The sequence below is a fragment of the Streptomyces caelestis genome, assembly GCF_014205255.1.
In the GTDB taxonomy this organism is placed as follows: domain Bacteria; phylum Actinomycetota; class Actinomycetes; order Streptomycetales; family Streptomycetaceae; genus Streptomyces; species Streptomyces caelestis.
Window position 1 is genome coordinate 7,639,927 of record NZ_JACHNE010000001.1, and the last position, 22,565, is coordinate 7,662,491.

General features: G+C 72.1%; 18 protein-coding genes. 5 read left to right on the plus strand and 13 right to left on the minus strand.

The window, feature by feature from the left end:
• The first annotated feature begins 55 nt into the window (after positions 1 to 55).
• A complete protein-coding gene (locus HDA41_RS34690; protein ID WP_184991049.1) occupies positions 56 to 664 on the plus strand; it encodes a TetR/AcrR family transcriptional regulator in 609 nt (202 codons plus the stop codon).
• 157 nt (positions 665 to 821) lie between these two features.
• Here HDA41_RS34690 and HDA41_RS34695 read toward each other — a convergent pair whose 3' ends face one another.
• A complete protein-coding gene (locus HDA41_RS34695) occupies positions 822 to 2,117 on the minus strand; it encodes a DUF2510 domain-containing protein (protein ID WP_184991050.1) in 1,296 nt (431 codons plus the stop codon).
• Positions 2,118 to 2,527: 410 nt separating this feature from the next.
• Between HDA41_RS34695 and HDA41_RS34700 the strand changes: the two genes are divergently transcribed.
• Positions 2,528 to 5,212 carry an ATP-binding protein gene (locus HDA41_RS34700; RefSeq protein WP_184991052.1) on the plus strand — a complete coding sequence of 895 codons (2,685 nt, stop codon included), beginning with the start codon at positions 2,528 to 2,530 and terminating at the stop codon, positions 5,210 to 5,212.
• 1 nt (position 5,213) lies between these two features.
• Here the strand turns inward: HDA41_RS34700 and HDA41_RS34705 are convergent, their stop codons facing one another.
• From HDA41_RS34705 to HDA41_RS34740, 8 genes are all read right to left on the minus strand, one after another.
• Entirely contained in the window at positions 5,214 to 6,005 is a 792-nt protein-coding gene (locus tag HDA41_RS34705; protein WP_184991054.1) for an SDR family NAD(P)-dependent oxidoreductase, read from the minus strand.
• Positions 6,006 to 6,083: 78 nt separating this feature from the next.
• Positions 6,084 to 7,202 carry a bifunctional 3-oxoadipate enol-lactonase/4-carboxymuconolactone decarboxylase PcaDC gene (pcaDC, locus tag HDA41_RS34710; RefSeq protein WP_184991056.1) on the minus strand — a complete coding sequence of 373 codons (1,119 nt, stop codon included), beginning with the start codon at positions 7,200 to 7,202 and terminating at the stop codon, positions 6,084 to 6,086.
• Positions 7,199 to 8,494 carry a 3-carboxy-cis,cis-muconate cycloisomerase gene (pcaB, locus tag HDA41_RS34715; RefSeq protein WP_184991058.1) on the minus strand — a complete coding sequence of 432 codons (1,296 nt, stop codon included), beginning with the start codon at positions 8,492 to 8,494 and terminating at the stop codon, positions 7,199 to 7,201. Before pcaB ends, pcaDC begins: the two co-directional genes overlap by 4 nt.
• The gene (gene pcaG / locus HDA41_RS34720) at positions 8,491 to 9,096 is read right to left on the minus strand and encodes a protocatechuate 3,4-dioxygenase subunit alpha (protein ID WP_184991060.1); all 606 of its coding nucleotides are present in this window, start codon (positions 9,094 to 9,096) and stop codon (positions 8,491 to 8,493) included. Before pcaG ends, pcaB begins: the two co-directional genes overlap by 4 nt.
• Positions 9,097 to 9,102: 6 nt before the next feature.
• Positions 9,103 to 9,876 carry a protocatechuate 3,4-dioxygenase subunit beta gene (gene pcaH, locus HDA41_RS34725; RefSeq protein WP_184991062.1) on the minus strand — a complete coding sequence of 258 codons (774 nt, stop codon included), beginning with the start codon at positions 9,874 to 9,876 and terminating at the stop codon, positions 9,103 to 9,105.
• A gap of 17 nt (positions 9,877 to 9,893) precedes the next feature.
• Positions 9,894 to 11,135: a thiolase family protein gene (locus tag HDA41_RS34730; protein ID WP_184991064.1), complete on the minus strand. Its 1,242-nt coding sequence runs from the start codon at positions 11,133 to 11,135 to the stop codon at positions 9,894 to 9,896.
• A complete protein-coding gene (locus tag HDA41_RS34735) occupies positions 11,132 to 11,776 on the minus strand; it encodes a CoA transferase subunit B (RefSeq protein WP_184991066.1) in 645 nt (214 codons plus the stop codon). The genes HDA41_RS34730 and HDA41_RS34735 overlap by 4 nt, the downstream gene beginning before the upstream one ends.
• On the minus strand, positions 11,776 to 12,531 hold the full coding sequence (locus HDA41_RS34740; protein ID WP_184991068.1) for a CoA transferase subunit A: 756 nt from the start codon (positions 12,529 to 12,531) through the stop codon (positions 11,776 to 11,778). The genes HDA41_RS34735 and HDA41_RS34740 overlap by 1 nt, the downstream gene beginning before the upstream one ends.
• 207 nt (positions 12,532 to 12,738) lie before the next feature.
• Between HDA41_RS34740 and HDA41_RS34745 the strand changes: the two genes are divergently transcribed.
• Positions 12,739 to 13,203 carry a MarR family winged helix-turn-helix transcriptional regulator gene (locus HDA41_RS34745; RefSeq protein WP_184991069.1) on the plus strand — a complete coding sequence of 155 codons (465 nt, stop codon included), beginning with the start codon at positions 12,739 to 12,741 and terminating at the stop codon, positions 13,201 to 13,203.
• A 17-nt stretch (positions 13,204 to 13,220) separates the two neighbouring features.
• On the opposite strand, the gene HDA41_RS34750 is transcribed toward HDA41_RS34745, so the two are convergent.
• Positions 13,221 to 14,225, minus strand: a complete 1,005-nt coding sequence (locus tag HDA41_RS34750) for a DUF3048 domain-containing protein (RefSeq protein ID WP_184991071.1) — start codon at positions 14,223 to 14,225, stop codon at positions 13,221 to 13,223.
• A gap of 190 nt (positions 14,226 to 14,415) precedes the next feature.
• Here HDA41_RS34750 and HDA41_RS34755 point away from each other — a divergent pair, with 190 nt between their 5' ends.
• Entirely contained in the window at positions 14,416 to 15,606 is a 1,191-nt protein-coding gene (locus HDA41_RS34755) for a zinc-dependent alcohol dehydrogenase (RefSeq protein WP_184991073.1), read from the plus strand.
• Between the two features lie 42 nt (positions 15,607 to 15,648).
• Here the strand turns inward: HDA41_RS34755 and HDA41_RS34760 are convergent, their stop codons facing one another.
• Complete coding sequence (locus tag HDA41_RS34760; protein WP_184991075.1) at positions 15,649 to 16,713, minus strand: ATP-dependent DNA ligase; 1,065 nt, start codon at positions 16,711 to 16,713, stop codon at positions 15,649 to 15,651.
• Between the two features lie 74 nt (positions 16,714 to 16,787).
• Between HDA41_RS34760 and ligD the strand changes: the two genes are divergently transcribed.
• A complete protein-coding gene (gene ligD / locus HDA41_RS34765; protein WP_184991077.1) occupies positions 16,788 to 17,816 on the plus strand; it encodes a non-homologous end-joining DNA ligase in 1,029 nt (342 codons plus the stop codon).
• A gap of 3 nt (positions 17,817 to 17,819) precedes the next feature.
• Here ligD and HDA41_RS34770 read toward each other — a convergent pair whose 3' ends face one another.
• Both HDA41_RS34770 and HDA41_RS34775 read right to left on the minus strand, forming a co-directional pair.
• Positions 17,820 to 19,961: an OmpL47-type beta-barrel domain-containing protein gene (locus HDA41_RS34770; RefSeq protein WP_221512842.1), complete on the minus strand. Its 2,142-nt coding sequence runs from the start codon at positions 19,959 to 19,961 to the stop codon at positions 17,820 to 17,822.
• A gap of 47 nt (positions 19,962 to 20,008) precedes the next feature.
• Positions 20,009 to 22,486 carry a ThuA domain-containing protein gene (locus HDA41_RS34775; RefSeq protein ID WP_184991081.1) on the minus strand — a complete coding sequence of 826 codons (2,478 nt, stop codon included), beginning with the start codon at positions 22,484 to 22,486 and terminating at the stop codon, positions 20,009 to 20,011.
• Between the last annotated feature and the right edge of the window lie 79 nt (positions 22,487 to 22,565).

The following is a 22,565-nucleotide window of genomic DNA, read 5'->3' on the forward strand; positions in this document are numbered from 1 at the left end:
CACACCGCCGGCGGGGAATTTTCCGGCCGCCCGAGGAAAGCCAGGAGCACAGCCCATGACGTCGCAGGCTGCGGACCGGCCCGAGCCGGTCGGTTCCTCGCGCCGCTCCAAGATCACGCCCGAGCGTGAGCAGGAGTTCTTCGACGCCGTGCTGGAGCAGCTCCGGGAGTGCGGCTACGACTCCGTCACCATGGAGGGGATCGCGGCCAGCACCCGGTGCAGCAAGTCCACGCTCTACCGTCAGTGGAAGACCAAGCCCCAGTTCGTGGCGGCGGCGCTGCGCTCCCACCGGCGCACGCGCCGCATCGACACCGGCTCGCTCGCCGGCGACCTGCGCGAGGCCGCCCGGGCGGCGGGCGAGCTGTCGGGCCGGGACACCAAGCTCCTCCAGGCGCTCGCCCATGCCGCGCCCCAGGACGCCGAGCTGCAGCGCGCGTTGCGCGAGGCGCTGGTCGAACCGGAGATCGCCGCACTGAAGGAGATCATCCGGCGCGGGGTCGAACGGGGGGAGGTGCCCGCCGATCATCCGGCGCTGGAGTACATCCCGGCGCAGATGTACGGCGTCCTGCGCATCCGGCCCGTCCTGGAGGGCGCGGACGCGGACCCCGACTACCTCGTCCGGTTCGTGGAGGCGGCCGTGCTGCCGGCACTGGGCCTCACCTGAGACCCGGGCCGCCGTCGACGGGATGACCGGACGGCGACCCGACCGCGCCGACCCGTGGGGACGGGGGCGGCGCGCACCCCCCGGCCGGGTGGGGTTCCCCTGTGAGCGGCGGGGGCGCCCTGCCCGGCCGACCGGTGTCCGGCGGTGGGAGGCCGGCTCAGACGCCCTGGCCGTTGCCGCTGCCCGTGGACACCTTGATGCCGCGGGTGATCTCGTCCAGGACGGACTCCTTCTGGTCGGCGTCGACGCCGAACCGGACGACGACCATCAGCTTCGCGTTCGCGGGGGAGGGGAACGCGAGCGACTCCACGATGCCGTCGGCGCCCTTGCTCGTGACCGCCTTCCAGCGGACCAGGTAGCCCTTCTGCCCGGCCACGGTCACGGACCTGGCGGCCAGCACGTCGTGGGAGGTGATCCCGCCGTAGGACTTGCCGCCGTAGGACTCCTCGGCGTTCGCCGCGATGTCCGCCTTCGCGACCTCCTCGGCGGTGCTGCCCTTGGTGCCGAGGGCCAGGGCCGGTGCCGAGTAGGCTCCGCCCTTCGTGCAGGTCGAGGTGGTGTCGCCGGGGCACTTGTAGGAGTCGTCGGACGTCACCTGCGCGCCGGCTTGGCCCTCCTGCCCGTACCACCCCTTCGGAATCGGCAGACTGATCCCGCTGACCGCGTCGGTCACCGACCTGCTCCTGATCTTCGGCGGCTCGGACTGCTCGGGTGCCGGGCTCTGCCCACCGGAGCCGCCGGAGCCCCCTGATCCGCCGGATCCACCGTCACCGCCGGACCCTCCGGGTCCGCCCGGCCCGCCCTGGCCCCCGGGTCCGCCCGGTCCACCCGGCGCCTGCGAGGTGGCGGAACCGCCGCCCGAGCCGCCGTCGTCGGTCAGCGCGTACACGCCGACACCGATGCTGGCCAGGACAGCGACGGCTGCCGCCACGGCTATCCCGACCCGCACGCCTCGCCCTCGACCGGCGGCCGGAGGCGCGGCGGGGTAGGCGGGATACCCGGGAGCGGCCGGATACCCGGCGCCGGGCGGATACCCGGCGCCGGCTGGATACCCAGGTGCTCCCGGTTGTCCGGGGTTGCCCTGGTACGCGGAGGCTCCTGCGGTGCTGACGCCGCTCGGTTCTCCGAAGTCGGCAGGTTCTCCAGCGGCTCCCGGTACCCCGGCGTCAACCGGCTGCCCAGCGCCGCCCTGATGCCCCGCGGACGACGCGTGACCTGAGGGTGACGTATCACCTGTGGGCGACGGACCCCCCGACGGCGCACCACCAGGGGCCGGATCCGTCGGGGAGGGACCCGCCGTCGGCGGCTGCGTAGGGGGACCCCAGGTCGCGGCCGGCTCCGCCGGGCGGATGCGGTCCGTCCAGGTCCTGCCGTCCCACCAGCGCTCGGTGGCGGGCCCGTCACTTTTCTGTCCGGGGTCGGGGTACCACCCGGGAGGAGTCTCCTGCGTCATGCACCCACCGTATGAGGCCTCGGTGAAAGTGGCATGAGAGGAGCCGAATGGATCGCGTCAGCCCAGCAGAAGCGCGCCGACATTCGCGGAGTAACCGTAGACGCCGAACTCGTACCACTCGACGAGATCGCCCACCGACCACGACCCCCGACCCCCGCCCCGGCGACCAGCGCGCGGCGGCCGCGCCCCGCGTCCGGCGTCCCGTTCCCATTCTCATGACTGAACGTCACCATCCATGCTGCCGACCGCTGTTGACACCAAGACGGCTGGTGGCGGGCCGGTCGCGTCGCCCGGGCGCACCCCGTGTCACCCGTCACGGCAACTGGTGCTCGGACAGTCCTCCGCTCAGGCGATCGGAGGACTACGCTCGACGTCTGTACGTCGTTCGTGCGACTTGGGGAGGTAGCGGGATGACGGAGGTACGGCCCACGGCCGGCGCCTCGGCTTCCCTGTGGGAGCGCGACGAGGAAGTCGCCGCCGTCGCGCGGGCGGTCGGCAGGCTCTGCGAGGACCGCTCCTCGTCCGGCGGACTGCTGGTCTTCCGCGGCGAGGCCGGACTCGGCAAGACCGCGCTGCTGGCCGAAACCCGCCGCATCGCCGAGGCACGCGGCTGCACGGTCTGGTCGGCGCGCGGCGGCGAGACCCTCAGGTCGGTCCCCTTCAACGTCGTACGGCAGTTACTGCAACCGGCGCTGGTGTCGATGCTGCCGGAGGAGGCACGCGAGTACCTCGGCGACTGGTACGACATCGCCGGGCCCGCCCTCGGCATCGCGGATCCCGGCGACCGGCAGGCCGACCCGCAGGGCGTGTGCGACGGTCTGGTCGCCGCCGTGCGCCGGCTCTCCCGCCGGGACTGGCCGCTGGTGCTGCTGATCGACGACGCCCACTGGGCCGACCAGGAGACCCTGCACTGGCTCGCGGGGCTCGCCGAGCGCCTCGACGAGATGTCCGTCCTGGTCGTGGTCACCCGTCGCCCTGGCGAGGTCTCCGGCGCGAGCGCCCGGCACCTCGACACCGTCGCCGCCGCCGCGGACGGCCCCGTCGCGAGCCTCAGCGCCCTCACCCCGGACGCCACGGCCGGACTCACCCGCGCCACCCTGGGCGAGCACGCCGACGCAGCGTTCTGCCGCGAGGTCTGGGCCGTCACCGCCGGCAACCCCTACGAGACCGTCGAACTCCTCGCCAAGGTGCGCGACAGCGAACTCCAGCCGGTCGAGGCCATGGCCGGTGAACTGCGCGAGCTGAACCGCTCGGCCCGCGGCGGCGGCCTCGTCGCCCGCCTGGAGGAACTCGGCATCGACGCCACCAGGTTCGCCTGGGCCGCCGCCATCCTCGGCACCGGCATCTCCATCGACCTGGTCGCCAAGCTCTCCACCCTGAAGCCCGACGCCGCCCGCCGCTGCGCCGAACTGCTGCGCACCGCCCGCATTCTCACCGCCCCCGATCCGACGACCGGCCGCACCGGCGAAGCCGAGCTGGAGTTCGTCCACCCGCTGATCGCCACCGACGTCTACAACTCCATCCCGGACGCCCTGCGCACCGCCATGCACGGCATCGCCGCCCGCATCGTCACCGACGAGGGACACGGCGCCGCGGCCGCCGCCCGTCACCTCCTCGAAGTCCACCCGGACGACGACGAGGAACTCGTCGGGCAGCTGCGCGAGGCCGCCCGCGAGCACCTCGCCGTCGGCGCCCCCGACGCGGCCCGCCGCTGCCTGGAACGCGCGCTGGAGGAACCACCCCGGCCCGAGGTCCACGCACAGGTCCTGTACGAACTGGGCTGCGCCACCCTCCTGACCGTGCCCGCCAGGACGATCGGCCACCTGCGGACCGCGCTCGGCATGCCCGGCCTCGACGGCGACGACCGGGTGGACGCCGTCGTCCGCCTGTCCCAGGCACTCGTCCACAACGACCAGTTGGAGGAGGCCGTCCGCATGGTCGAGTCGGAGGCGGCCCGGCTGGAACCCGGACCCGCCCGGATGCGGCTGGAGGCCGTGCGCATCATGTGGGAGGGGATCCACGCCGGTGAGGTGGCCTCACCGGGCCGCTCCGAGCGCCTGGCCGAGCTCGCGCGGACCTGCACCGGCCGGGACAACTCCGAACGTGCGCTGCTCATCCTGCGCGGCTTCGACGCCCTGATGCACGGTGAGAACGCCGAGGAGGTCGTCGAGCTGTGCGACCGCGCCCTCGTCAACGGCCGCCTGGCCCCCGGACTCGGGTGGACCGGCAGCGAGTGGGGCATCGAACTGCTGCTGATGCTGGCCAACGCGTACGCCTTCACCGACCGCGTCGACCGCGCCGAAAGCCTCTTCAACGAGGCCGTGCGTACCTACGAGATCGCCGGCTGGACCGGCGGACACCTCGCTCTGGCGCACGCCTACGTCGGCGTCGCGCACCGCAGGCGCGGCCGTCTGGAGGACGCGGAACAGTCCCTGCGCGAGGCACTGCCCCTCGCCGAGCGGGTCGGTCGCGGACTGCCCCTGTACTGGACCGTGACCTGCAATCTCGTCGACACGCTGCTCGCCCGCGGTCATGTGGACGAGGCCTGGGACGTCGCGGAGCGCTACGGCTTCGCCCCGCCCTACCCGTCGACCATAGTGCTTCCGGACCCGCGGGTGGTGCGCGGCCGGCTGCTGCTCGCTGTCGGCCGCACCAAGGAATGCGTCAACGAACTGGAAGCCGCCGCGAAGGCGGCAGCCGCGCGCGGACACCACAATCCGGTGCTCGTCCCCTGGGCGGCCGACCTCGCCCGCGCCCTGGCCACCGAGGACCCGGCCCGCGCCGCCCGGCTCGCGGTCGACGTCCGCCGCCAGGCCGAGCGCTTCGGCACGGACACCGCCATAGGGGAGGCCCTGCGCTGCGCCGCGGCCCTGGAGGCCGGCCAGCGCGCGGTCCGCCTCGCCGCCCAGGCCGTCGCCTACCTGGAGTCCTCGCCCTGTCAGTACGAGCACGCGGCGGCCCGCATCGAGTACGGCATCGCCGCCCGCTCGGCGGCCGACCTCGCCCGCGGTCTGGACCTGGCGGTCTCCTGCGGCGCGGACGGACTGGCCAAGCGGGCACGGGCGGCGCTGGAGGCGGGTGCCGGACCCGGGTAGCTCAGACGCCGAGCAACTGGTCGGTCACCGCGGCGAGTCGCTTGCGCACCCCGGGGTCGTAGGCCGCCTCATGGGCCCGTGCCGGGCTCGTCCCGTCGAAGTACCGGCCGCTGCCCAGGTCCCGGGTGGCCAGGTCCAGCACACCGGCCGCCCCGTCGGCGACCGTGCTCCACGGCGTGACGTCCGCCTCGCGGACCATCGCCGTGTCCATGTAGGTCGCCGGGTGCAGCACGTTCACCGAGACGCCGGTGCCGTCCAGTTCCCCGGCGAGCGCGAAGGTGTGCGCGGCGAGCGCGAACTTGCTGCGGCAGTACGCCGACACGCCGTCGTAGCCACGGCTGAACTCGGGGTCCTCGATGTCGAGGGGTTCCTGACCGGCCGAGCCGACGTTGACGATCCGCGCCGGCGCGTTCGCCCGCAGCACCGGCACCAGGGCCCGGGTCAGCACGACCGGTGCCAGATAGTTCACCGCCAGCCGCAACTCGTGCCCGTCGGCGCTCAGCTCACGGTCCGCACCGGGCACCCCGAAGCCCACACCCGCGTTGTTGACCAGCACGTCGAGCCCGGGGTGCGCCTCGGCGACGCGCCCGGCCAGCTCGCGGACCTGCGCCAGTGAGGCCAGGTCGGCGACGAACGCCTCGGCGTCCCCCTCGGCGCGCAGTTCCCCGGCCAGTCGCTCGGTGCGGCCCGCGTCCCGGCCGTGGACGAGGACGACGTGCCCGCAGCGGACGAGTTCGAAGGCGACGTACCGGCCGAGCCCCGAGGTGGCGCCGGTGATCAGGATGGTGGCCATGCCCCCACCGTAGGCACGCCGGGCGGGCCGGAGCGAGCTGCCGTCGAGCCTACGACCGGCAGGGACACCCTCCGCCGCCTACGAGGCGCCGTCCTCCTCCGCCAGCACCCGCTGCGCCGTCGCGAACGCCGAGTTCGCCGCCGGCACCCCGCAGTACACCGCCGTCTGGAGCAGCACCGCGCCGATCTCCTCCGGGGTGAGCCCGTTGCGGCGGGCCGCCCGGACGTGCATGGCCAGTTCGTCGTAGTGGCCGTGCGCGACCAGCGCGGTGAGGGTGATCATGCTGCGCTCGCGGCGCGACAGCGTCGGGTCGGTCCAGATCTCCCCCCAGGCGTAGCGCGAGATGAAATCCTGGAAGCGCGCCGTGAACGGGGTCTGCCGGGCCTGCGTCCGGTCGACGTGCGCGTCGCCGAGCACCTCGCGCCGCACCTCCATACCGCGCCCGGCAGGACCGTCGAAGTGCGCGCGCAGCGCGGTCAGCACCGCTTCCGGGCACTGCGCGGGCGCCAGGTGCGAGGCGCCCGGGATCTCCACGAGCGCCGCGCCCGGCACGGCGTCCGCGATTTCCCGCAGATGCGCGGGCGGCGTCGCCGGATCGTCCCGTCCGGCCACCAGCAGGGTCGGTACGGCGATCTGGGGCAGCCGGTCCCGCAGATCGAACGCGGCGAGCGCGTCACAGCAGGCGGCGTACGCCTCCGGGTCGGCGCGCCGGTGGTCCTCCACCAGCTCCGGCACGGTGAAACCGGACGTGAACCAGCGCGCGTCCGCACTCTCTGCCAGCCCGGCCAGCCCTTCCCGCCGCACCAGCGCGGCCCGCTCCTCCCAGGGCTTCGACCCGTTGAAGTGCGCGGAGGAACAGATCACGGCGAGGGATGACAGCCGCTCCGGCCGGTGCACCGCGAGGTGCAGCCCCACGGCCCCGCCCAGCGACACACCCGCGTACGCGAACCGCTCGATGCCGAGCGAGTCGGCGAGCGCCAGCACCAGGTCGGCGAGGTCACCGACCGTCGCGCCCGCGCTGATCAGACCGGCCGCCGAGCCGCCGTGTCCCGGCAGGTCCCAGCGGACCACCCGATGGGCGATCGACAGCTCGGGGGCCACCTTGTCCCACAGGGCGTTCGACGTGCCGAGAGAGGGCCCGAGCAGCAGCGGGGGTGCGGAAGGGGGCCCTTCGGCACGGTGGTCGAGGAGTGTCAACGTCGCTCCAGAGCACGGTCGGTGAGGGTTCCGGCGGAGCCGGTGTAGTGGGTGGGATCGAGGTCGGCGTCCGCCAGCTCCGGTGCCCGGTCCAGCGGGCGCCCCTCGGAGGCCAGCCGGGTGAGGAGTTCCTTGGCGCGGGCGCGGCCCAGCACCGGGGCCAGCTCGGCGGAGAGCCGCTCGGAGACGATCAACCCGTCGGTGAGATCCAGGTGTTCGCGCATGACCTCGGGCCTGACCCGCAGTCCCTCCGCCAGCTCGACGGCGTCCCGGGCGGCCCCGCCGGCCAGCCGCAGCAGGTCGCGCAGCGGCTCCCACTCCGCGTGCCAGGCCCCGGCCGGCCGCTCGTCCTCCGCCGCCATCGACCCGTACAGGGTGGCCGCGAGCTGCGGTGCCCGCCGCGCGGCGGAGGCGATGAGGGTGGACCGTACGGGATTGGACTTGTGCGGCATGGCGGACGAACTCCCGCCGCTGCTCTCCGCGACCTCGGCGATCTCGGTGCGCGACAGGGTGAGGACGTCCACGGCGAGCTTGCCGAGCGCGCCCGCCGTGAAGGCGAGGCACCCGGCGAGATCGGCGACGGGCGTCCGCAGCGTGTGCCAGGGCAGATCGGGTGCGCTCAGGCCGAGTTCACGGGCGTAGGCCGCCGGCAGCGCCACCGGGTCGGTCGCCCCGTACGCCCCGAAGGCCGCCAAGGTGCCCGCCGCGCCCCCGAGTTGGGCGGGCAACGAGTCCTTTACGGCCCTCGCCCGGTCCCGCGCGTCAAGGACGAGCGCCCGCCACCCGGCCGCCTTCAGCCCGAACGTCGTCGGTACGGCGTGCTGGGTGAGCGTCCGCCCCGGCAGCGCGGTGTCACGGTGCTCGGCGGCCAGCCGCGCCAGCGCCCGTTCCGTGCGGCCGAGATCGGCGAGGACCAGGTCCAGGGTGCGCACGGCGACCAGCATCGTCGCGGTGTCCATGATGTCCTGGCTGGTCGCGCCCCGGTGGACGTAGGGGCCGTACTCCTCGCCGACGGCCTTCGTCAGCTCCGCGACCAGGGGAATGACGGGGTTGCCGCCCGCGCGGGCCCGCTCGGCGAGGGACCGGACGTCGAAGGCGCCGGCGCCGGCCGCCTCGGTCACCGCCGTCGCCGCCTCGGCGGGGGCCAGCCCGAGCGCCGCCTGGGCCCGGGTCAGCGCGGCCTCCGCGTCGAGCAGGGCCCGCAGATACGCGTGGTCGCTCGTGGCGGACGCGGCCGCCGAGCCGGCCCACCCGGGAGCGAGCAGGCCGGTGTCGCCAGGGGCAGATGTCACTGGAACTCCAGGAAGACCGTCTCGCCTTCGCCCTGAAGGCGGATGTCGAAACGGTACGTGCCGCCCGCCTCCGCCACGGCCATCAGCGTGTCGCGGCGCCCGCCCTCCAGCCGGGACAGCAGCGGATCGGCGGCGAGCACCGCCTCGTCGCCCGGCAGGTAGATGCGGGTGTACAGGTGCACGAGAAGCCCGCGCGCGAAGACACACACGCTGATGTACGGGGCGCTCCGCCCGCGCGCACCGGGGCGCAGCGTGCGCGCGTACCAGTGGCCGTTCGCATCCGTCTGGATCCGTCCCCAGCCCGTGAACTCCACGCCGTTGCGCCCCAGGAAGCCGCCCGACGCCGGGTCGCGGCGCATCGAACCGTCGGCCGTCGGCACGTTGCCGTCCGGGTCCGCGCCCCACAGCTCGATCAGGGCGTCGGGGAGCGGATCGCCCGCGCCGTCGGTGACGTATCCGTGCACGGTGACCGTGTCCGGGTGCCCGAGGGGCGCGATGTCCTCGCCGCCGCGGAACGGCAGGGCGTGGCCGTAGAACGGGCCGACGGTGTGCGACGGGGTGGGCAGCACGCTCTCCGGACTGCTGGTGTCGATCTTCGTCATGGCAGCTCAGCGCCCTTCTTCGATCCAGGTGGCGTTCGGGCCGTCCAGCACGATGTCCCAGTGGTAGCCCATCGAGAACTCCGGCACCGACAGGCCGTGGTCGTACGTCGCGACCAGCCGCTGCCGGGCCGCGTCGTCGGTCACCGACTGGATGATCGGGTCGTAGGGGAACAGCGGGTCGCTCGGGAAGTACATCTGCGTCACGAGCCGCTGGGTGAACGCCGTACCGAAGACCGAGAAATGGATGTGCGCGGGCCGCCAGGCGTTGAGGTGCTGGCGCCACGGGTACGGGCCCGGCTGGATGGTGGTGAAGTGGTAGCGGCCCTCGGCGTCGGTGAGCGTGCGGCCCACGCCGGTGAAGTTCGGGTCCAGCGGGGCGTCGTGCTGCTCGCGCTGGTGGGCGTAGCGGCCCGCCGAGTTGGCCTGCCAGATCTCCACGAGCTGGCCGCGCACCGGGCGGCCGTCGCGGTCCAGCAGCCGCCCGGAGACGGTGATGCGTTCACCGATCGGCTCGCCGTCGTGCTGCCGGGTGAGGTCGTTGTCGATCTCGGTGATGTCCCGCTCCCCGAAGGCCGGGGAGACCAGCTCCACCAGCTCCGGGTCCTTGCTGACGTCGATCGTGACCGGCGGCTGCTTCGGGTGGCGGAGCACCGAGGAGCGGTACGGGGCGTAGTCGCGGCGCGGCTGGTGCTCGACGGGCCCGCCGTCGGCGAGCCGCTTCTCGTACGCGGCGCGCTCGGCCGCGATCTCCTGGTCGATGTCGTGCTGAGTGAGAGTCATGGTGATCCCGGGTTTCGTCAACGTTCGAGGACGAGGGCGAGTCCTTGGCCCACCCCGATACAAAGCGTGGCGACACCCACTCCGCTGCCACGCCGGGCCAGCTGATGGGCAACCGTGCCGGCGAGCCGAGCCCCGGACGCACCCAGCGGATGCCCGAGAGCGATCGCACCACCCTGCGGATTGAGAAGCGCGGGATCGAACTCGGGCCACTCGGCCACACACCCCAGCACCTGCGCGGCGAAGGCCTCGTTCAGCTCCAGCACGGACAGGTCGTCGAAGCCCTTGCCGGTCTTGGCCAGCGCCCGGTTGACCGCCTCCACGGGCGCCAGCCCGAAGTAGTGCGGGTCGGTCGCGGAGACGCCGGTGGCGGACACCCGGGCCAGCGGCTCGCGCCCCGTGGCCTTCAGCCCCTCCTCGTCGACGAGCAGCAGCGCCGCCGCACCGTCGTTCAGCGGCGACGCGTTGCCCGCCGTCACCGTGCCTCCCCCAGCCTCCGGCCGGGGGGACCCCCATCTCGCTTCGCTCGCCTTACGGAACGACGGCTTCAGCTTGGCCATCGCCGCCAGGGAGGCGTCCGCACGGACACTCTCGTCGGCGGCGAAGACGACCGGGTCGCCCTTGCGCTGCGGAATCGTCACGGGCGCCAGCTCGGCATCGAACACACCGGCCCGCTGGGCCTGTGCGGCCTTCTCATGGGAGGCCAGCGCGAACTCGTCCTGCTGCTCCCGGCCGATCTTGTGCTTGTCGGCGATGAGTTCCGCGCTCTCGCCCAGCGGAATCGTCCACTGCGGCTCCATCCGCGGGTTGACCATGCGCCAGCCGAGGGTCGTGGAGTACAGCTCGGTGTGCCCGGCGGGGAAGGGCTTGTCGTTCTTCGGCAGGACGTACGGCGCCCGGGTCATCGATTCGACCCCGCCGGCCAGCGCGATCGAGGCGTCGCCGACGGCGATGGCGCGGGCCGCCTGGATGACGGCCTCCAGGCCGGACGCGCACAGCCGGTTGACGGTCACGCCCGGTACGGAGGTGGGCAGGCCCGCGAGCAGGGCGGCCATCCGGCCGACGTTGCGGTTCTCCTCGCCGGCGCCGTTGGCGTTGCCGAAGTACACGTCCTCGATCCGCGCCGGGTCCAACCGCGGCGTTCGGGCGAGGAGTTCGCGGACGGCGTGCGCGGCCAGGTCGTCCGGGCGCACGCCGGCCAGTGCGCCGTTGTAGCGGCCGATCGGCGTGCGGACCGCGTCGACGATGTAGACGTCCTTCACTTCACGCCCTCCGGCACGGTCACTGCGGCATCCGTCTTGGCGACGATCTCGGCGGCGGTCACGCCCGGCGCGGTCTCGACCAGGACGAGCCCGTCGTCGGTGACGTCGAGGACGCCGAGGTCGGTGATGATCCGGTTCACGCACCCCTTGCCGGTCAGCGGCAGGGCGCACTCGGTGAGGATCTTCGGGGAGCCGTCCTTGGCGGTGTGCGTCATGACGACGATGACCGTACGGGCGCCGTGCACCAGGTCCATCGCCCCGCCGATCCCGGTGATCAGCTTGCCGGGGATCGCCCAGTTGGCCAGGTCCCCCCGCTCGGACACCTGCATGGCGCCGAGCACGGCCACGTCGATGTGCCCGCCCCGGATCATCGAGAACGACAGCGCCGAGTCGAAGAAGGACGCGCCCGGCAGGACCGTCACGGTCTCCTTCCCGGCGTTGATCAGGTCCGGGTCGACGGCGTCCTCGGTGGGGTAGGGGCCCGTGCCCAGGATGCCGTTCTCCGATTCGAGGACGACCTCGACGCCCTCGGGGAGGTAGTTGGGGATGAGCGTGGGCAGGCCGATACCGAGATTGACGTACTGGCCGTCCCGCAGCTCCAGCGCCGCCCGGGCGGCCATCTCCTCGCGACTCCAGGCCATCAGGACCTCACCGTCCGCTGCTCGATCTTCTTGTCCGCCGCCTGCTCAGGGGTGAGCGCGAGCACCCGCTGCACGAAGATCCCCGGCAGATGCACCGCGTCCGGGTCGATCTGGCCGGGCTCCACCAGCTCCTCCACCTCGGCGATCGTGACCCGCCCGGCCATCGCGGCCAGCGGGTTGAAGTTCCGGGCGGACTTGCTGAAGACCAGGTTGCCGTGCCGGTCGCCCTTCGCGGCCCGGACCAGGGCGAAGTCGGTCCGGATGCCCCGCTCCAGCACGTACTCCGTCCCGTCGAACTCCCGGACCTCCTTCGCCGGCGAGGCCACCGCGACACCCCCGGAGCCGTCGTAGCGCCACGGGAGCCCGCCCTCGGCGACCTGCGTGCCCACCCCGGCCGGGGTGTAGAAGGCGGGGATCCCGGCGCCGCCGGCCCGCAGCCGCTCGGCCAGCGTGCCCTGCGGGATCAGCTCGACCTCCAGCTCACCGGCCAGGTACTGCCGGGCGAACTCCTTGTTGGCGCCGATGTAGGAGCCCGTCACCCGGGCGATCCGGCCGGCGGCCAGCAGGACCGCCAGGCCCGACTCCATCGCCCCGCAGTTGTTGGAGACCACCGACAACTCGGCCACCCCGCGCTCGTACAGCGCCCCGATGAGCACGTTCGGCACACCGCTCAGCCCGAAACCGCCCACCGCGAGCGACGCGCCGTCCGGGACGTCGGCCACCGCCTCCAGGGCTGTGGCGACCACCTTGTCCATCCGAGAAGCCCCATCTCTTCCGAGCGTCCCGACCTGATTTAGTCAGGGCACTGAGTATTTCTGCGAAGCTCCCCTCACGCTGCCACCGGGACAGCGGGGCGTCAAGAGCTCGGAATACTCGCGCCTGAACCCTTGTGCGGACGGCAGACAGTCCAGGAGCGGCCGGGTATTGTTCAGTGCACCGACGAAAACGAGCAAGGGGTGCACATGGCGGCGGCGGACCTCACCACCCACCCCGGGCACCTGGCCCGGCGGCTCCAGCAGGCGCACTATCTGCTGTGGAACGCGATGGTCTCCGAGGAGATCACCTCGCCCCAGTACGCGGTCCTCAACACGCTCGTCGCCGAGCCGGGCCTGGACCAGCGCACGGTGGGGGAGCGGGTGGGGCTCGACCGGTCGACCATCGCCGAGGTGATCAGCCGGCTCAGCCGGCGCGGACTCCTGGACAAGGTCCGCGACCCGGAGGACGGCCGCCGTTTCCTGCTGCGGCTCACGGATGAGGGTGTGCGCACCCACCGCAAGCTGACCGTGCGCACCGCCCGGATGAACCAGGTGTTCCTCGCCCCGCTGACCGCCGAGGAGCGGACGGTCTTCATCGACCTCATCCGGCGTGTCGCGGACGCGGCCGAGGGGCTGCGCAACCCGGGGGAGTCCCTGGTGGCGCCCCGCTGACGGGTGTGGCCCGCAGGTCAGGACGCCTTGGCGTACACCACCCACACCTGGCCCTTCGCGAAATTCACCGGTGTGCCGTCGCCGGTGGTGAACGCCGTGCCGTCCGTGGCGTCCGCGCGCTTCCAGTTCACGGCGTGGGCCCGCCCGTCGCGCAGCACCGTGGCCTTCCCGGAGCCCACCGTCTCGGTGTACGGCGTGTTGTTGCCGAGGAAGTCGCGGAAGGCGGACTCGCGCACCTTCACGTACTGCACGACGACCGTGGCGGCCGCCATCCGCTTCCCGTCGGCCGTCGTGGCGGGTGCGCCGTCCATGCCGACCAGCCAGCGGTCCCGGGAGTCCGACCAGGTGAAGGTGAAACGGGCCGCCGGGTAGCGCACCGTCTGCGAAGTCGTCGCCGTGCCGCCGGACGGGGCGGTGCCGTAGCGGAAGCCGGTGGTCAGGGCGGCCTGTCCGGGTGCTTCGGGTATGAGCCGCTCGGGCCGCAGATAGAGGTTGTGCGGGGCGGGCTTGCCGGAGCCGCGGGAGTAGGCGTCGGGGGCGCTGCCCGGCGTCTCCGCCCGCAGCGGGGCTCTGTCGATCAGCGGCAGGAGCTTCTTCTGCGCGCCGGAGAAGGCGAGCGTGGGCCGGTCGAACTGGCGCAGCAGCTCCAGATCCGACTCGCGCGCGCTGCGTACCGGACCGACCGTCTTCGGCAACTGCGTCGCGTACACCGCCATCAGCCGGCTCAGCCCGCCCTCGACCTGCTCCGCGTACACCACGTCCGCGGCGTCGACGCCCGTGTGCGGCCGGGCCGCGGCGGCGTTGTCGAGCTTGACGGCGAGCACGGAGGCGCCGGTCGCCGACGGTGATGTCCCCTGCTCCGACTCCCTGGCGGACCTCCGTCCGTCGTCGCCGGGACCGCCCCCGCCGGTGCAGCCCGCCGTCAGGGCGGCCGTCACCGTGGCGGCCAGCAGCGCCGCTGTCGTCGCGGCGTGCCGTCCGCGCGTCCCTCGTTGCCTGCCCACCGTCGCCACCGGCCTCATGTCATCGACGTGTCTCGATTGTGCGCTTATATGTATACCGATGGCCATACCAGATCGTTTTTGATGGAGGGTCCCTGCTTCGTCCGCCGATCGGCTCACGCCGATCGGCTCAAGGTTCAGCGCGGGACGCCCGGGTACCCGGCCCTCGCCGGACCACCGACGCGCAAGCTGACGGAGGGAGCGCGAGGCGATGAGGGCAGTGACCTGGCAGGGCAAGCGTGACGTCCGGGTGGAGAACGTGCCCGATCCGGAGATCCAAGAGCCGACGGACGCGGTCATCCGCGTCACCTCCACCGGGCTCTGCGGATCCGACCTGCACCTGTACGAAGTGCTCACGCCGTTCATGACCCCCGGCGACATCCTCGGCCACGAACCCATCGGCATCGTCGAGGAGGTCGGCGCCGGCGTCCCCGACCTCCAGGCCGGGGACCGGGTCGTGGTGCCGTTCCAGATCGCCTGCGGCAACTGCTGGATGTGCCTCACCGGCCTGCCCACCCAGTGCGAGACCACCCAGGTGCACAGCGAGGGTATGGGCGCCGCCCTGTTCGGCTACACCCGTCTGTACGGCGCGGTACCGGGCGCCCAGGCCGAGTACCTGCGCGTCCCGCAGGCGCAGTACGGCCCGATCAAGGTGCCGGAAGGCCCGCCCGACGACCGTTTCGTCTACCTCTCCGACGTCCTGCCCACCGCCTGGCAGGCGGTCGCCTACGCCGACGTCCCGCAGGGCGGCAGCATCGCCGTGCTCGGCCTCGGGCCCATCGGCGACATGGCCTGCCGCGTCGCCCAGGTCAAGGGCGCCGGGCGGGTGTTCGGCGTGGACCTGGTCCCGGAGCGGCTGGACCGGGCGCGCTCGCGCGGTGTGGAGACGTACGACCTCAGGTCCTTCGACAACGAGAAGGAACTCGTCGCCGCGATCCGCGACGAGACCGACGGCCGCGGTCCCGACGCCGTGATCGACGCGGTCGGCACCGAGGCCCACGGCAGCGCGGCGGCCAAGCTCGCCCAGCAGGCCTCGGCGATGCTGCCCCGCAAGCTGGGCGGCCCGCTCGCCGAACGCTTCAGCGTCGACCGCCTCGCCGCCCTCTACACCGCCATCGACCTGGTCCGGCGCGGCGGCACCATCTCGCTGTCCGGCGTGTACGGCGGCATGGCCGACCCGCTGCCGATGCTCACCCTGTTCGACAAGCAGATCCAGATGCGGATGGGCCAGGCCAACGTCCGCCGCTGGACCGACGACATCATCCCGTACCTGACCGACGAGGACCCGCTCGGCGTCGAGGACTTCGCCACCCACCGGGTGCCGCTGTCTCAGGCCCCGCACGCGTACGAGATGTTCCAGCGCAAGCAGGACGGCGCGGTCAAGGTGCTGATGCAGCCCTGAGTCCCTCAGCGGCCTCTGAGTCGTCGAGCAGCCCCTGAGTCTTCAGGGCCCGAAGATCTCCGCCAGGTCGTAGCGGACCGGCTCCTGAAGCTGCGCGTACGTGCAGCTCTCCGCAGTCCGGTCCGGGCGCCAGCGGCGGAAACGGGCGGTGTGCCGGAAGCGCTGCCCGTTCTCCATGTGGTCGTACGCCACCTCGGCCACCCGCTCCGGCCTCAGTGGCACCCACGACAGGTCCTTGCGGCCCGACCAGCGGCTCGGCGCCCCGGGCAGCCGCGCCTTCTCGTGCGCGGCCTCGTCGGACCAGGCCGCCCACGGATGCCCCTGGACGTCGTCCATGCGCAGCGGCTCCAGCTCCGCCACCAGCTCGGCGCGCCGTTTCATCGGGAACGCGGCGGAAACGCCCACGTGCTGGAGGGTGCCCCGGTCGTCATACAGGCCGAGCAGCAGCGACCCCACCACGGGGCCGCTCTTGTGCAGGCGGTACCCGGCGACGACCACGTCCGCCGTCCGCTCGTGCTTGATCTTGAACATGGCGCGCTCGTCCGGTCGGTAGCGCACGGTCAGCGGCTTGGCGATGACCCCGTCCAGACCCGCCCCCTCGTACTGCTCGAACCAGCTGCGCGCCACCTCGATGTCGGTGGTCGCCGGAGCCAGGTGCACCGGCGCCGTCACCTCCGACAGCTCCCTGGTCAGCAGCTCCCGCCGACCGGTCAGCGGGACGTCCATCAGCGATTCGTCCCCCAGCGCCAGCAGGTCGAAGGCGACGAACGAGGCCGGTGTCCGCTCGGCCAGCATCCGCACCCGCGAGTCCGCCGGGTGGATCCGCTCCGTCAGCGCGTCGAAGTCCAGTCGCCCCTCCCGTGCGATCACGATCTCCCCGTCCACCACCGAGCGCCCCGGCAACCGCTCCCGCACGGCCGTCACCAGCTCGGGAAAATACCTGGTCAACGGCTTGCCGGTACGGCTGCCGAGCTCGACCTCGTCCCCGTCGCGGAAGACGATCGCCCGGAACCCGTCCCACTTCGCCTCGTACTGCATGCCCGCCGGGATCGCCGCCACGGACTTGGCGAGCATCGGCAGCACAGGGGGCATCACCGGCAGATCCATGGTCTGATTCTGCGCCCATACGTCAGAGAACGCCCGATGTGCGAGGTATGCGGGGTACGCCTACCGTGGCTCGCATGGGTGACGCGGTGGAACTGGAGGTCGGCGGCCGGACGGTACGGCTGTCCAGCCCGGACAAGGTCTTCTTCCCCGAGCGCGGTTTCACCAAGCTGGACCTCGCCCGCTACTACCTGGCCGTCGGCCCCGGCATCCTGCGTGCCCTGCGCGACCGGCCCACCACCCTGGAGCGCTACCCCGAGGGCGTGACCGGCGAGAACTTCTTCCAGAAACGGGCCCCGAAGAACATGCCCGACTGGATCCCGACCGCGCACATCACCTTCCCCAGCGGCCGCAGCGCCGACGAGATGTGCCCCACCGAGGTCGGTGCCGTGGTGTGGGCCGCCCAGTTCGGCACCCTCACCTTCCACCCCTGGCCGGTACGCCGCGACGACGTCGACCGCCCGGACGAACTCCGCATCGACCTCGACCCGCAGCCCGGCACCGACTACGCGGACGCCGTCCGCGCCGCCCACGAACTCCGTGCCGTACTCGACGAGTTCGGCGGACTGCGCGGCTTCCCCAAGACCTCCGGCGGCCGGGGCCTGCACGTCTTCGTGCCCATCGAACCCCGCTGGACCTTCACCCAGGTCAGGCGCGCCGCCATCGCCGTCGGCCGGGAGATGGAGCGGCGGATGCCGGAGCAGGTGACCATCAAGTGGTGGAAGGAGGAGCGGGGCAAGCGCATCTTCCTGGACTACAACCAGACGGCCCGCGACCGCACGATCGCCTCCGCCTACTCCGTACGCCCCCGCCCGCACGCCCCGGTCTCCGCGCCCCTGCGCTGGGACGAGGTGGGGGTCGCGCACCCCCAGGACTTCGACCTCGCGACCATGCCCGCGCGCTTCGCCGAACTCGGCGACGTGCACGCGGACATGGACGACCACCGCTACTCCCTGGAGGCCCTCCTCGACCTCGCCCGCCGCGACGAACACGACCACGGGCTGGGCGACCTGCCGTACCCGCCCGAGTATCCGAAGATGCCGGGGGAACCGAGGCGGGTGCAGCCGAGCAGGGCCCGCAAGGAGAAGCCTCCCGCGGCGTCTTGACCTCTACAGCTCCTTGATCCGGATGTCGCGGTACGAGACCACGTCCGTCGTGCCGTGCACCTGGAGGCCGATGTAGCCGGAGGCGAACCGCCGTCCGTCCGTGCCCGGGTCGTCCGAGCGGGGCGGGGTGAACTCCTGGCCGCCGGTGTTGTCGAACTCGTTGATCAGCACACCGTTGCGGTACACCGAGTAGTGCTGGCCGACCACGCGGATCTCGTAGTCGTTCCAGGTGCCCTTCTGGGTCACGCCGGCACCGGCGAGCCCCACCCGGTCGAAGCCGTAGACCGACCCCGTCTTGTACATGTCGCCGTCGGGCCGGTCGAGCACCTGCACCTCGTGCCCGTACTTGATGGCGACCCACTCCGGGCGGGGCTCCTCCGGGTGGTCGTGGACCCACGGGAAGCGCACGAAGACGCCCGAGTTGGCGTTGCCGGTGCCGGGAGCGTCGTCACGCCACTGGAGCTTCAGCGAGAAGTCGCCGTACTTGCGCTGCGGGAACCACAGCATGCCCATGCCCGGTGTGGTGGTGCTGGAGGTGATCGTCCCGTCCGGGTTCAGCCCGAACGAACCGCCGCCCACCTGCTGCCACTTGGCCAGGGACTCCGCGCTGCCGTCGAAGATGGCCCGGTAGCCCTCGGTCTGCCCCGGCTTGCCGATGCCGGACTGGCGGGCGGCCTTGCGGATGGCGTTGTACTCGCGCTGGTCGATCACGCTCTCCGTCAGCAGCGCGTCGAGGACGGACGTCACGTGCTTGAGGAACAGCGCGTGGGACGTCCATTCCTTCTCGTCCTCGATCAGCTCGCCGATCCGGCAGCGGTTGTCGGTGACGCGGTTGCGTACCCCGGAGTCGACCGTGCCGACGATCACCGTCAACCGCTCGTCGTACTCAGGGCAGTTCGGCGCCGGGACCTGGCCGGAGACGACCGTGAAGGTCACCGTCAGGGCCGCCGATGTGTTGCCCGCCTTGTCGGTCGCCCGGTACGCCACGGTGTGCGCGCCCGCCCGGTCGACCACGACCGGAGCCGTGTACGCCAGGTACGGCCCGCCGTCCAGCGAGTACTCGATCCTCTCGACGCCCGAGCCGTGCGCGTCGGTCGCCGTGACGGTCACCCGGGCGCTGTTGACGTACGCCCCGTCGGAGTTCCTCGTGCCCTCCACGGTCACGCCCGTCACCGGCGGGGTGGTGTCCTGCGGCGGCGCCGCCACGACCGTGAACCGCACGCTCTTCTCGGCCGCCACGTTGCCCGCCTTGTCGGTGGCGCGGTAGCGGACGGTGTGCGCGCCCGCCTCGTGCACCATCACGGGTGCGGTGTACGGCTGCCAGGCGCCGGAGCCGACCGCGTACTCGATCGTGTTGACCCCGGAGCCCGTGTCGGATGCCGAGACCGTGACGGTCGCCATGTCGGTGTACGCCCCGTCGGCGTCGCGCTCCCCGCTCACCGTCGCCGAGGTCTCCGGCGCGGTGGTGTCGTCCGACTGCGGCGCCACGACCGTGAACTGCACGCTCTTCTCGGCGGAGACGTTGCCCGCCTTGTCGAACGCGCGGTAGCGGACCTCGTGGGCGCCGACCTGGTCGACGACGACCGGCGCCGTGTACGGCTGCCAGGCGCCCGCGTCGCCGATCGCGTACTCGATCCTCTCGACGCCGGAGCCGCCCTCGTCGGTGGAGTGGATGGCCACGCTCGCCGAACCGACGTACGCGCCCTGCGTGTTCTGCGTCCCGCTCACGTGCGCCGACGCCTCGGGCGCGGTGGTGTCCTCGCCGGTGCCCTCGGTCACCACCAGGATGCCCTGCATCTGGCCGTGGCCGGGGATCGTGCAGTGGTAGAAGTACCGGCCGGGGGTGAGCGTGACCTGGGCGGTGTGCCTGCCGCCCTGGGCGTCGTTCGGATTGGCCAGGATGTTGAGCTGCACATCGTTGTTGAACTCGGGGTCACTGGTCACGAACGTCAGCGTGTGCGGCATGCCCGTGGTGTTGCCGGTGGCCACGCTGTTCTCGAACACGATCGTCGCGCTGCCCGCGACCGCCGTCTTCGGCGCCGAGAGGTACTTGTCGATGTCGTTGCCGGCCGTCCAGGTGAGGACCTGTTCGGCGGCCGGTGCCTCCGCCTGCCCGGCGGCGGGCATCGCCTGCACGCCGAGCATCAGGAGCAGGGCGGCCAGCAGGGCGGCCCAGATTCTTCGCTGCCGGATCACTCGGTCCCCCTCGCCAGCCGACTGGCGGCCGGGGTCGGCCCGCCGCCCTTGTAGGTGACCCGCCACAGGGCCGACTTGGAGTCCGAGGTGAAGAAGCCGCGGCCGTAGTCGAGGACGTACAGCGCGCCGTCCGGACCGAACTTCCAGTCCATGAGGTTCCTGATGCCGTCGTTGCCGACCGGCACGATCTTCTTCAGCGACTCCGAGTGCACCGGCAGACCGCCGTCTCCTTGCGTCTTCGGGTCCATGAGCACCGCGTTGCGCGGCTGGTCGGCGTCGTAGAAGTCACCGACGAACCACTTGCCGTCCCAGTACGCAGGCCACTTGACGGCACTGTCCGCCGCGACCGTGTCGTACCGGTAGACCGGCCCGTTCATCGCGGCCTGCCCGCCGCCCTTCAGCCAGGGCAGCCGGTATGTCGCCTCCTCCGGCTTGTACGACGGGACACCGCCGGCGTCCCGCGGGTAGTCCGGCGCGCCACCCTGCGGCGAGTACCAGATGTTGTTGCCGGTGACCGGCGGCAGGTCGACCAGACCGTCGTTGTTCGGCGACTCGTTCTTCGGGTGGTCGCAGTCGTACCAGCCGAGCGGCTGGGACGGGTCCGGCAGATTGCGGTCCCGGTAGGGCTGCTTGTTGCCCATGCAGTACGGCCAGCCCCGGTTGCTCGCCTTCGTGATGGCGGCGAACGTGTCGTACTTGGCCGGACCCCAGGTCGTCGAGGGCGCGCTCGCGTCCGGGCCGACCCAGCCCGCGTAGAGCACGTCGGTCGACTTGTCGACGAAGATACGGGCGGGGTTCCTGACCCCCATCACATAGATCTCGCCGCGCGTCTTGCCGCCGCCCTCGTCGGTCTCCTTCCCGGTGAAGAGGTTGCCCTCGGGGAGCGTGTACGTCCCGTCCGGCTCCGGGTGGACGCGCAGGATCTTTCCGTTGAGGTTGTTGGTGTTGCCGGCCGTGCGGCGCGCGTCCGCGAAGGAGACGCCCTTGTAGGTCGGCTGCGGGTTGTTGCCCGAGTAACCGCCGCTGAAGCCGCTGGAGTTGTTGTCACCGGTGGCGATGTACAGGTTGCCCTTGGAGTCCCAGGCCATCCCGCCGCCCGAGTGGCAGCAACTGTGGATCTGCACCGGCCACTTCAGCAGCACTTTCTCGCTGCTCAGGTCCAGTGTGTTCGTGGCCTGGTCGAGCGTGAAGCGGGAGACGCGCCGCTCGGCCATCCGCGTGTCCCGGTTGATCTGCGAGTGCGGCGTGTAGTGCAGGTAGACCCAGCCGTTCTGCTCGAACCCCGGGTCCAGCTCGATCCCGAGCAGCCCCTCCTCGACCTTGACCAGTTCGTCGCCGCCGCCCTTGTTGCCGAAGACGGTCAGCGCTCCGGCGAGCGTGACCTGCTTGGTCTTCGGGTCGTAGACGTGTATCTCGCCCTTGCCCTTGCCGATGTCGGGGTTGTTCCAGTCGGTGATCACGGGCTGCGAGGAGTCGGCGCCGCCCCGGCCGATGTAGAACACCCGGCCGTCGGGCGCGGTGACCAGCCCGTGCGGCTCGCCGATCTGGTCGTTCTGCCCCGGCTGGTTGGGCTTGGTCAGCCGCTCCGCCGCGTAGTTGGCGTTGATGGTCGCCTTGCAGTCGGCCTGCTCCAGCCGGGTCGTCCACATCAGCGCGCCCCGCAGATGGGCCCGGAAGTCGGTCTCGTCGTACGACGACACCGTGCCGCCCATGCCGGTGTAGAAGGAGCGGCCGCCGTCGTAGTCACGGCACCAACTGACCGGATGATCCCAACCGTTGGCGCCCGTACCGGGCTGGTAGGTCGACTCCCGGACCCGGGCCACCGTATGGACGTCGCCCGAGGGGTTCTTCACCCAGTTCAGCCACTTGTCGGGGCGCTTCCACTGCACCGGCACGTCCTTGGTGGCCGGGTGCCGGCGGTCGCCGACCTCGACGGTCGCACGCTGCACGGCCGCGGGGCTCGACGCGGCCGGGCGGGCGCCCACCAGTCCGGTGAACCAGTCCGAGTACGGCTCCGCGCGCGCCGCGTCATGGACGCCGACGAAACCGCCGCCGGCCTCCATGTAGGCCTCCAGGCCCGCCTCCTGCTCCGCGTCGAGGACGTCGCCCCCGCCGGTCAGGAACACGATCGCGTTGAAGCGGCCGAGTTTCGTCTCGTCGGTGAACACCGAGGCGTCGTCGGTGGCCTGGACCTTGAAACGCCGGTTCGCCGGTCCCGACAGCCCGATGTCCTCGATGGCCTCGATCCCGGCGTTCACCACCGGCGACTCGTCCCCGGCCGCCGCGGAGCCGTGGAAGATCAGCACCCGTACATTCGCGCCGCCCGGCGGCGACTTGATCGACATCGTTGTCAGCGGGGGTTCGGGATACGGGCTCGCGTCGGCGGGCCCCGACAGCAGTCCGGCGGTCACGACTCCGGCGGCCACGGAGGCGGCCCGGACACGTCTTCCCTTGCTCAACCCTCGTAAGTGCATGGGCACCTCCTCGGTCACAGCAACACCGCCAAGGAAGCTAAACGCCTTTGCATGTCTCGCCAATACCTATGACCGGGAT

Bases quoted from the DNA above. Each gene is read 5' to 3' on its own strand.
- HDA41_RS34760 (WP_184991075.1), bottom strand. From the start codon at position 16,713: ATGGATCTGCCGGTGATGCCCCCTGTGCTGCCGATGCTCGCCAAGTCC.
- pcaH (WP_184991062.1), bottom strand. From the start codon at position 9,876: ATGACTCTCACTCAGCACGACATCGACCAGGAGATCGCGGCCGAGCGC.
- HDA41_RS34690 (WP_184991049.1), top strand. From the start codon at position 56: ATGACGTCGCAGGCTGCGGACCGGCCCGAGCCGGTCGGTTCCTCGCGC.
- HDA41_RS34745 (WP_184991069.1), top strand. From the start codon at position 12,739: ATGGCGGCGGCGGACCTCACCACCCACCCCGGGCACCTGGCCCGGCGG.
- HDA41_RS34735 (WP_184991066.1), bottom strand. From the start codon at position 11,776: ATGGCCTGGAGTCGCGAGGAGATGGCCGCCCGGGCGGCGCTGGAGCTG.
- HDA41_RS34775 (WP_184991081.1), bottom strand. From the start codon at position 22,486: ATGCACTTACGAGGGTTGAGCAAGGGAAGACGTGTCCGGGCCGCCTCC.
- HDA41_RS34755 (WP_184991073.1), top strand. From the start codon at position 14,416: ATGAGGGCAGTGACCTGGCAGGGCAAGCGTGACGTCCGGGTGGAGAAC.
- pcaG (WP_184991060.1), bottom strand. From the start codon at position 9,096: ATGACGAAGATCGACACCAGCAGTCCGGAGAGCGTGCTGCCCACCCCG.
- ligD (WP_184991077.1), top strand. From the start codon at position 16,788: ATGGGTGACGCGGTGGAACTGGAGGTCGGCGGCCGGACGGTACGGCTG.
- HDA41_RS34740 (WP_184991068.1), bottom strand. From the start codon at position 12,531: ATGGACAAGGTGGTCGCCACAGCCCTGGAGGCGGTGGCCGACGTCCCG.
- HDA41_RS34700 (WP_184991052.1), top strand. From the start codon at position 2,528: ATGACGGAGGTACGGCCCACGGCCGGCGCCTCGGCTTCCCTGTGGGAG.
- HDA41_RS34705 (WP_184991054.1), bottom strand. From the start codon at position 6,005: ATGGCCACCATCCTGATCACCGGCGCCACCTCGGGGCTCGGCCGGTAC.
- HDA41_RS34750 (WP_184991071.1), bottom strand. From the start codon at position 14,225: ATGAGGCCGGTGGCGACGGTGGGCAGGCAACGAGGGACGCGCGGACGG.
- HDA41_RS34770 (WP_221512842.1), bottom strand. From the start codon at position 19,961: ATGCTCGGCGTGCAGGCGATGCCCGCCGCCGGGCAGGCGGAGGCACCG.
- HDA41_RS34695 (WP_184991050.1), bottom strand. From the start codon at position 2,117: ATGACGCAGGAGACTCCTCCCGGGTGGTACCCCGACCCCGGACAGAAA.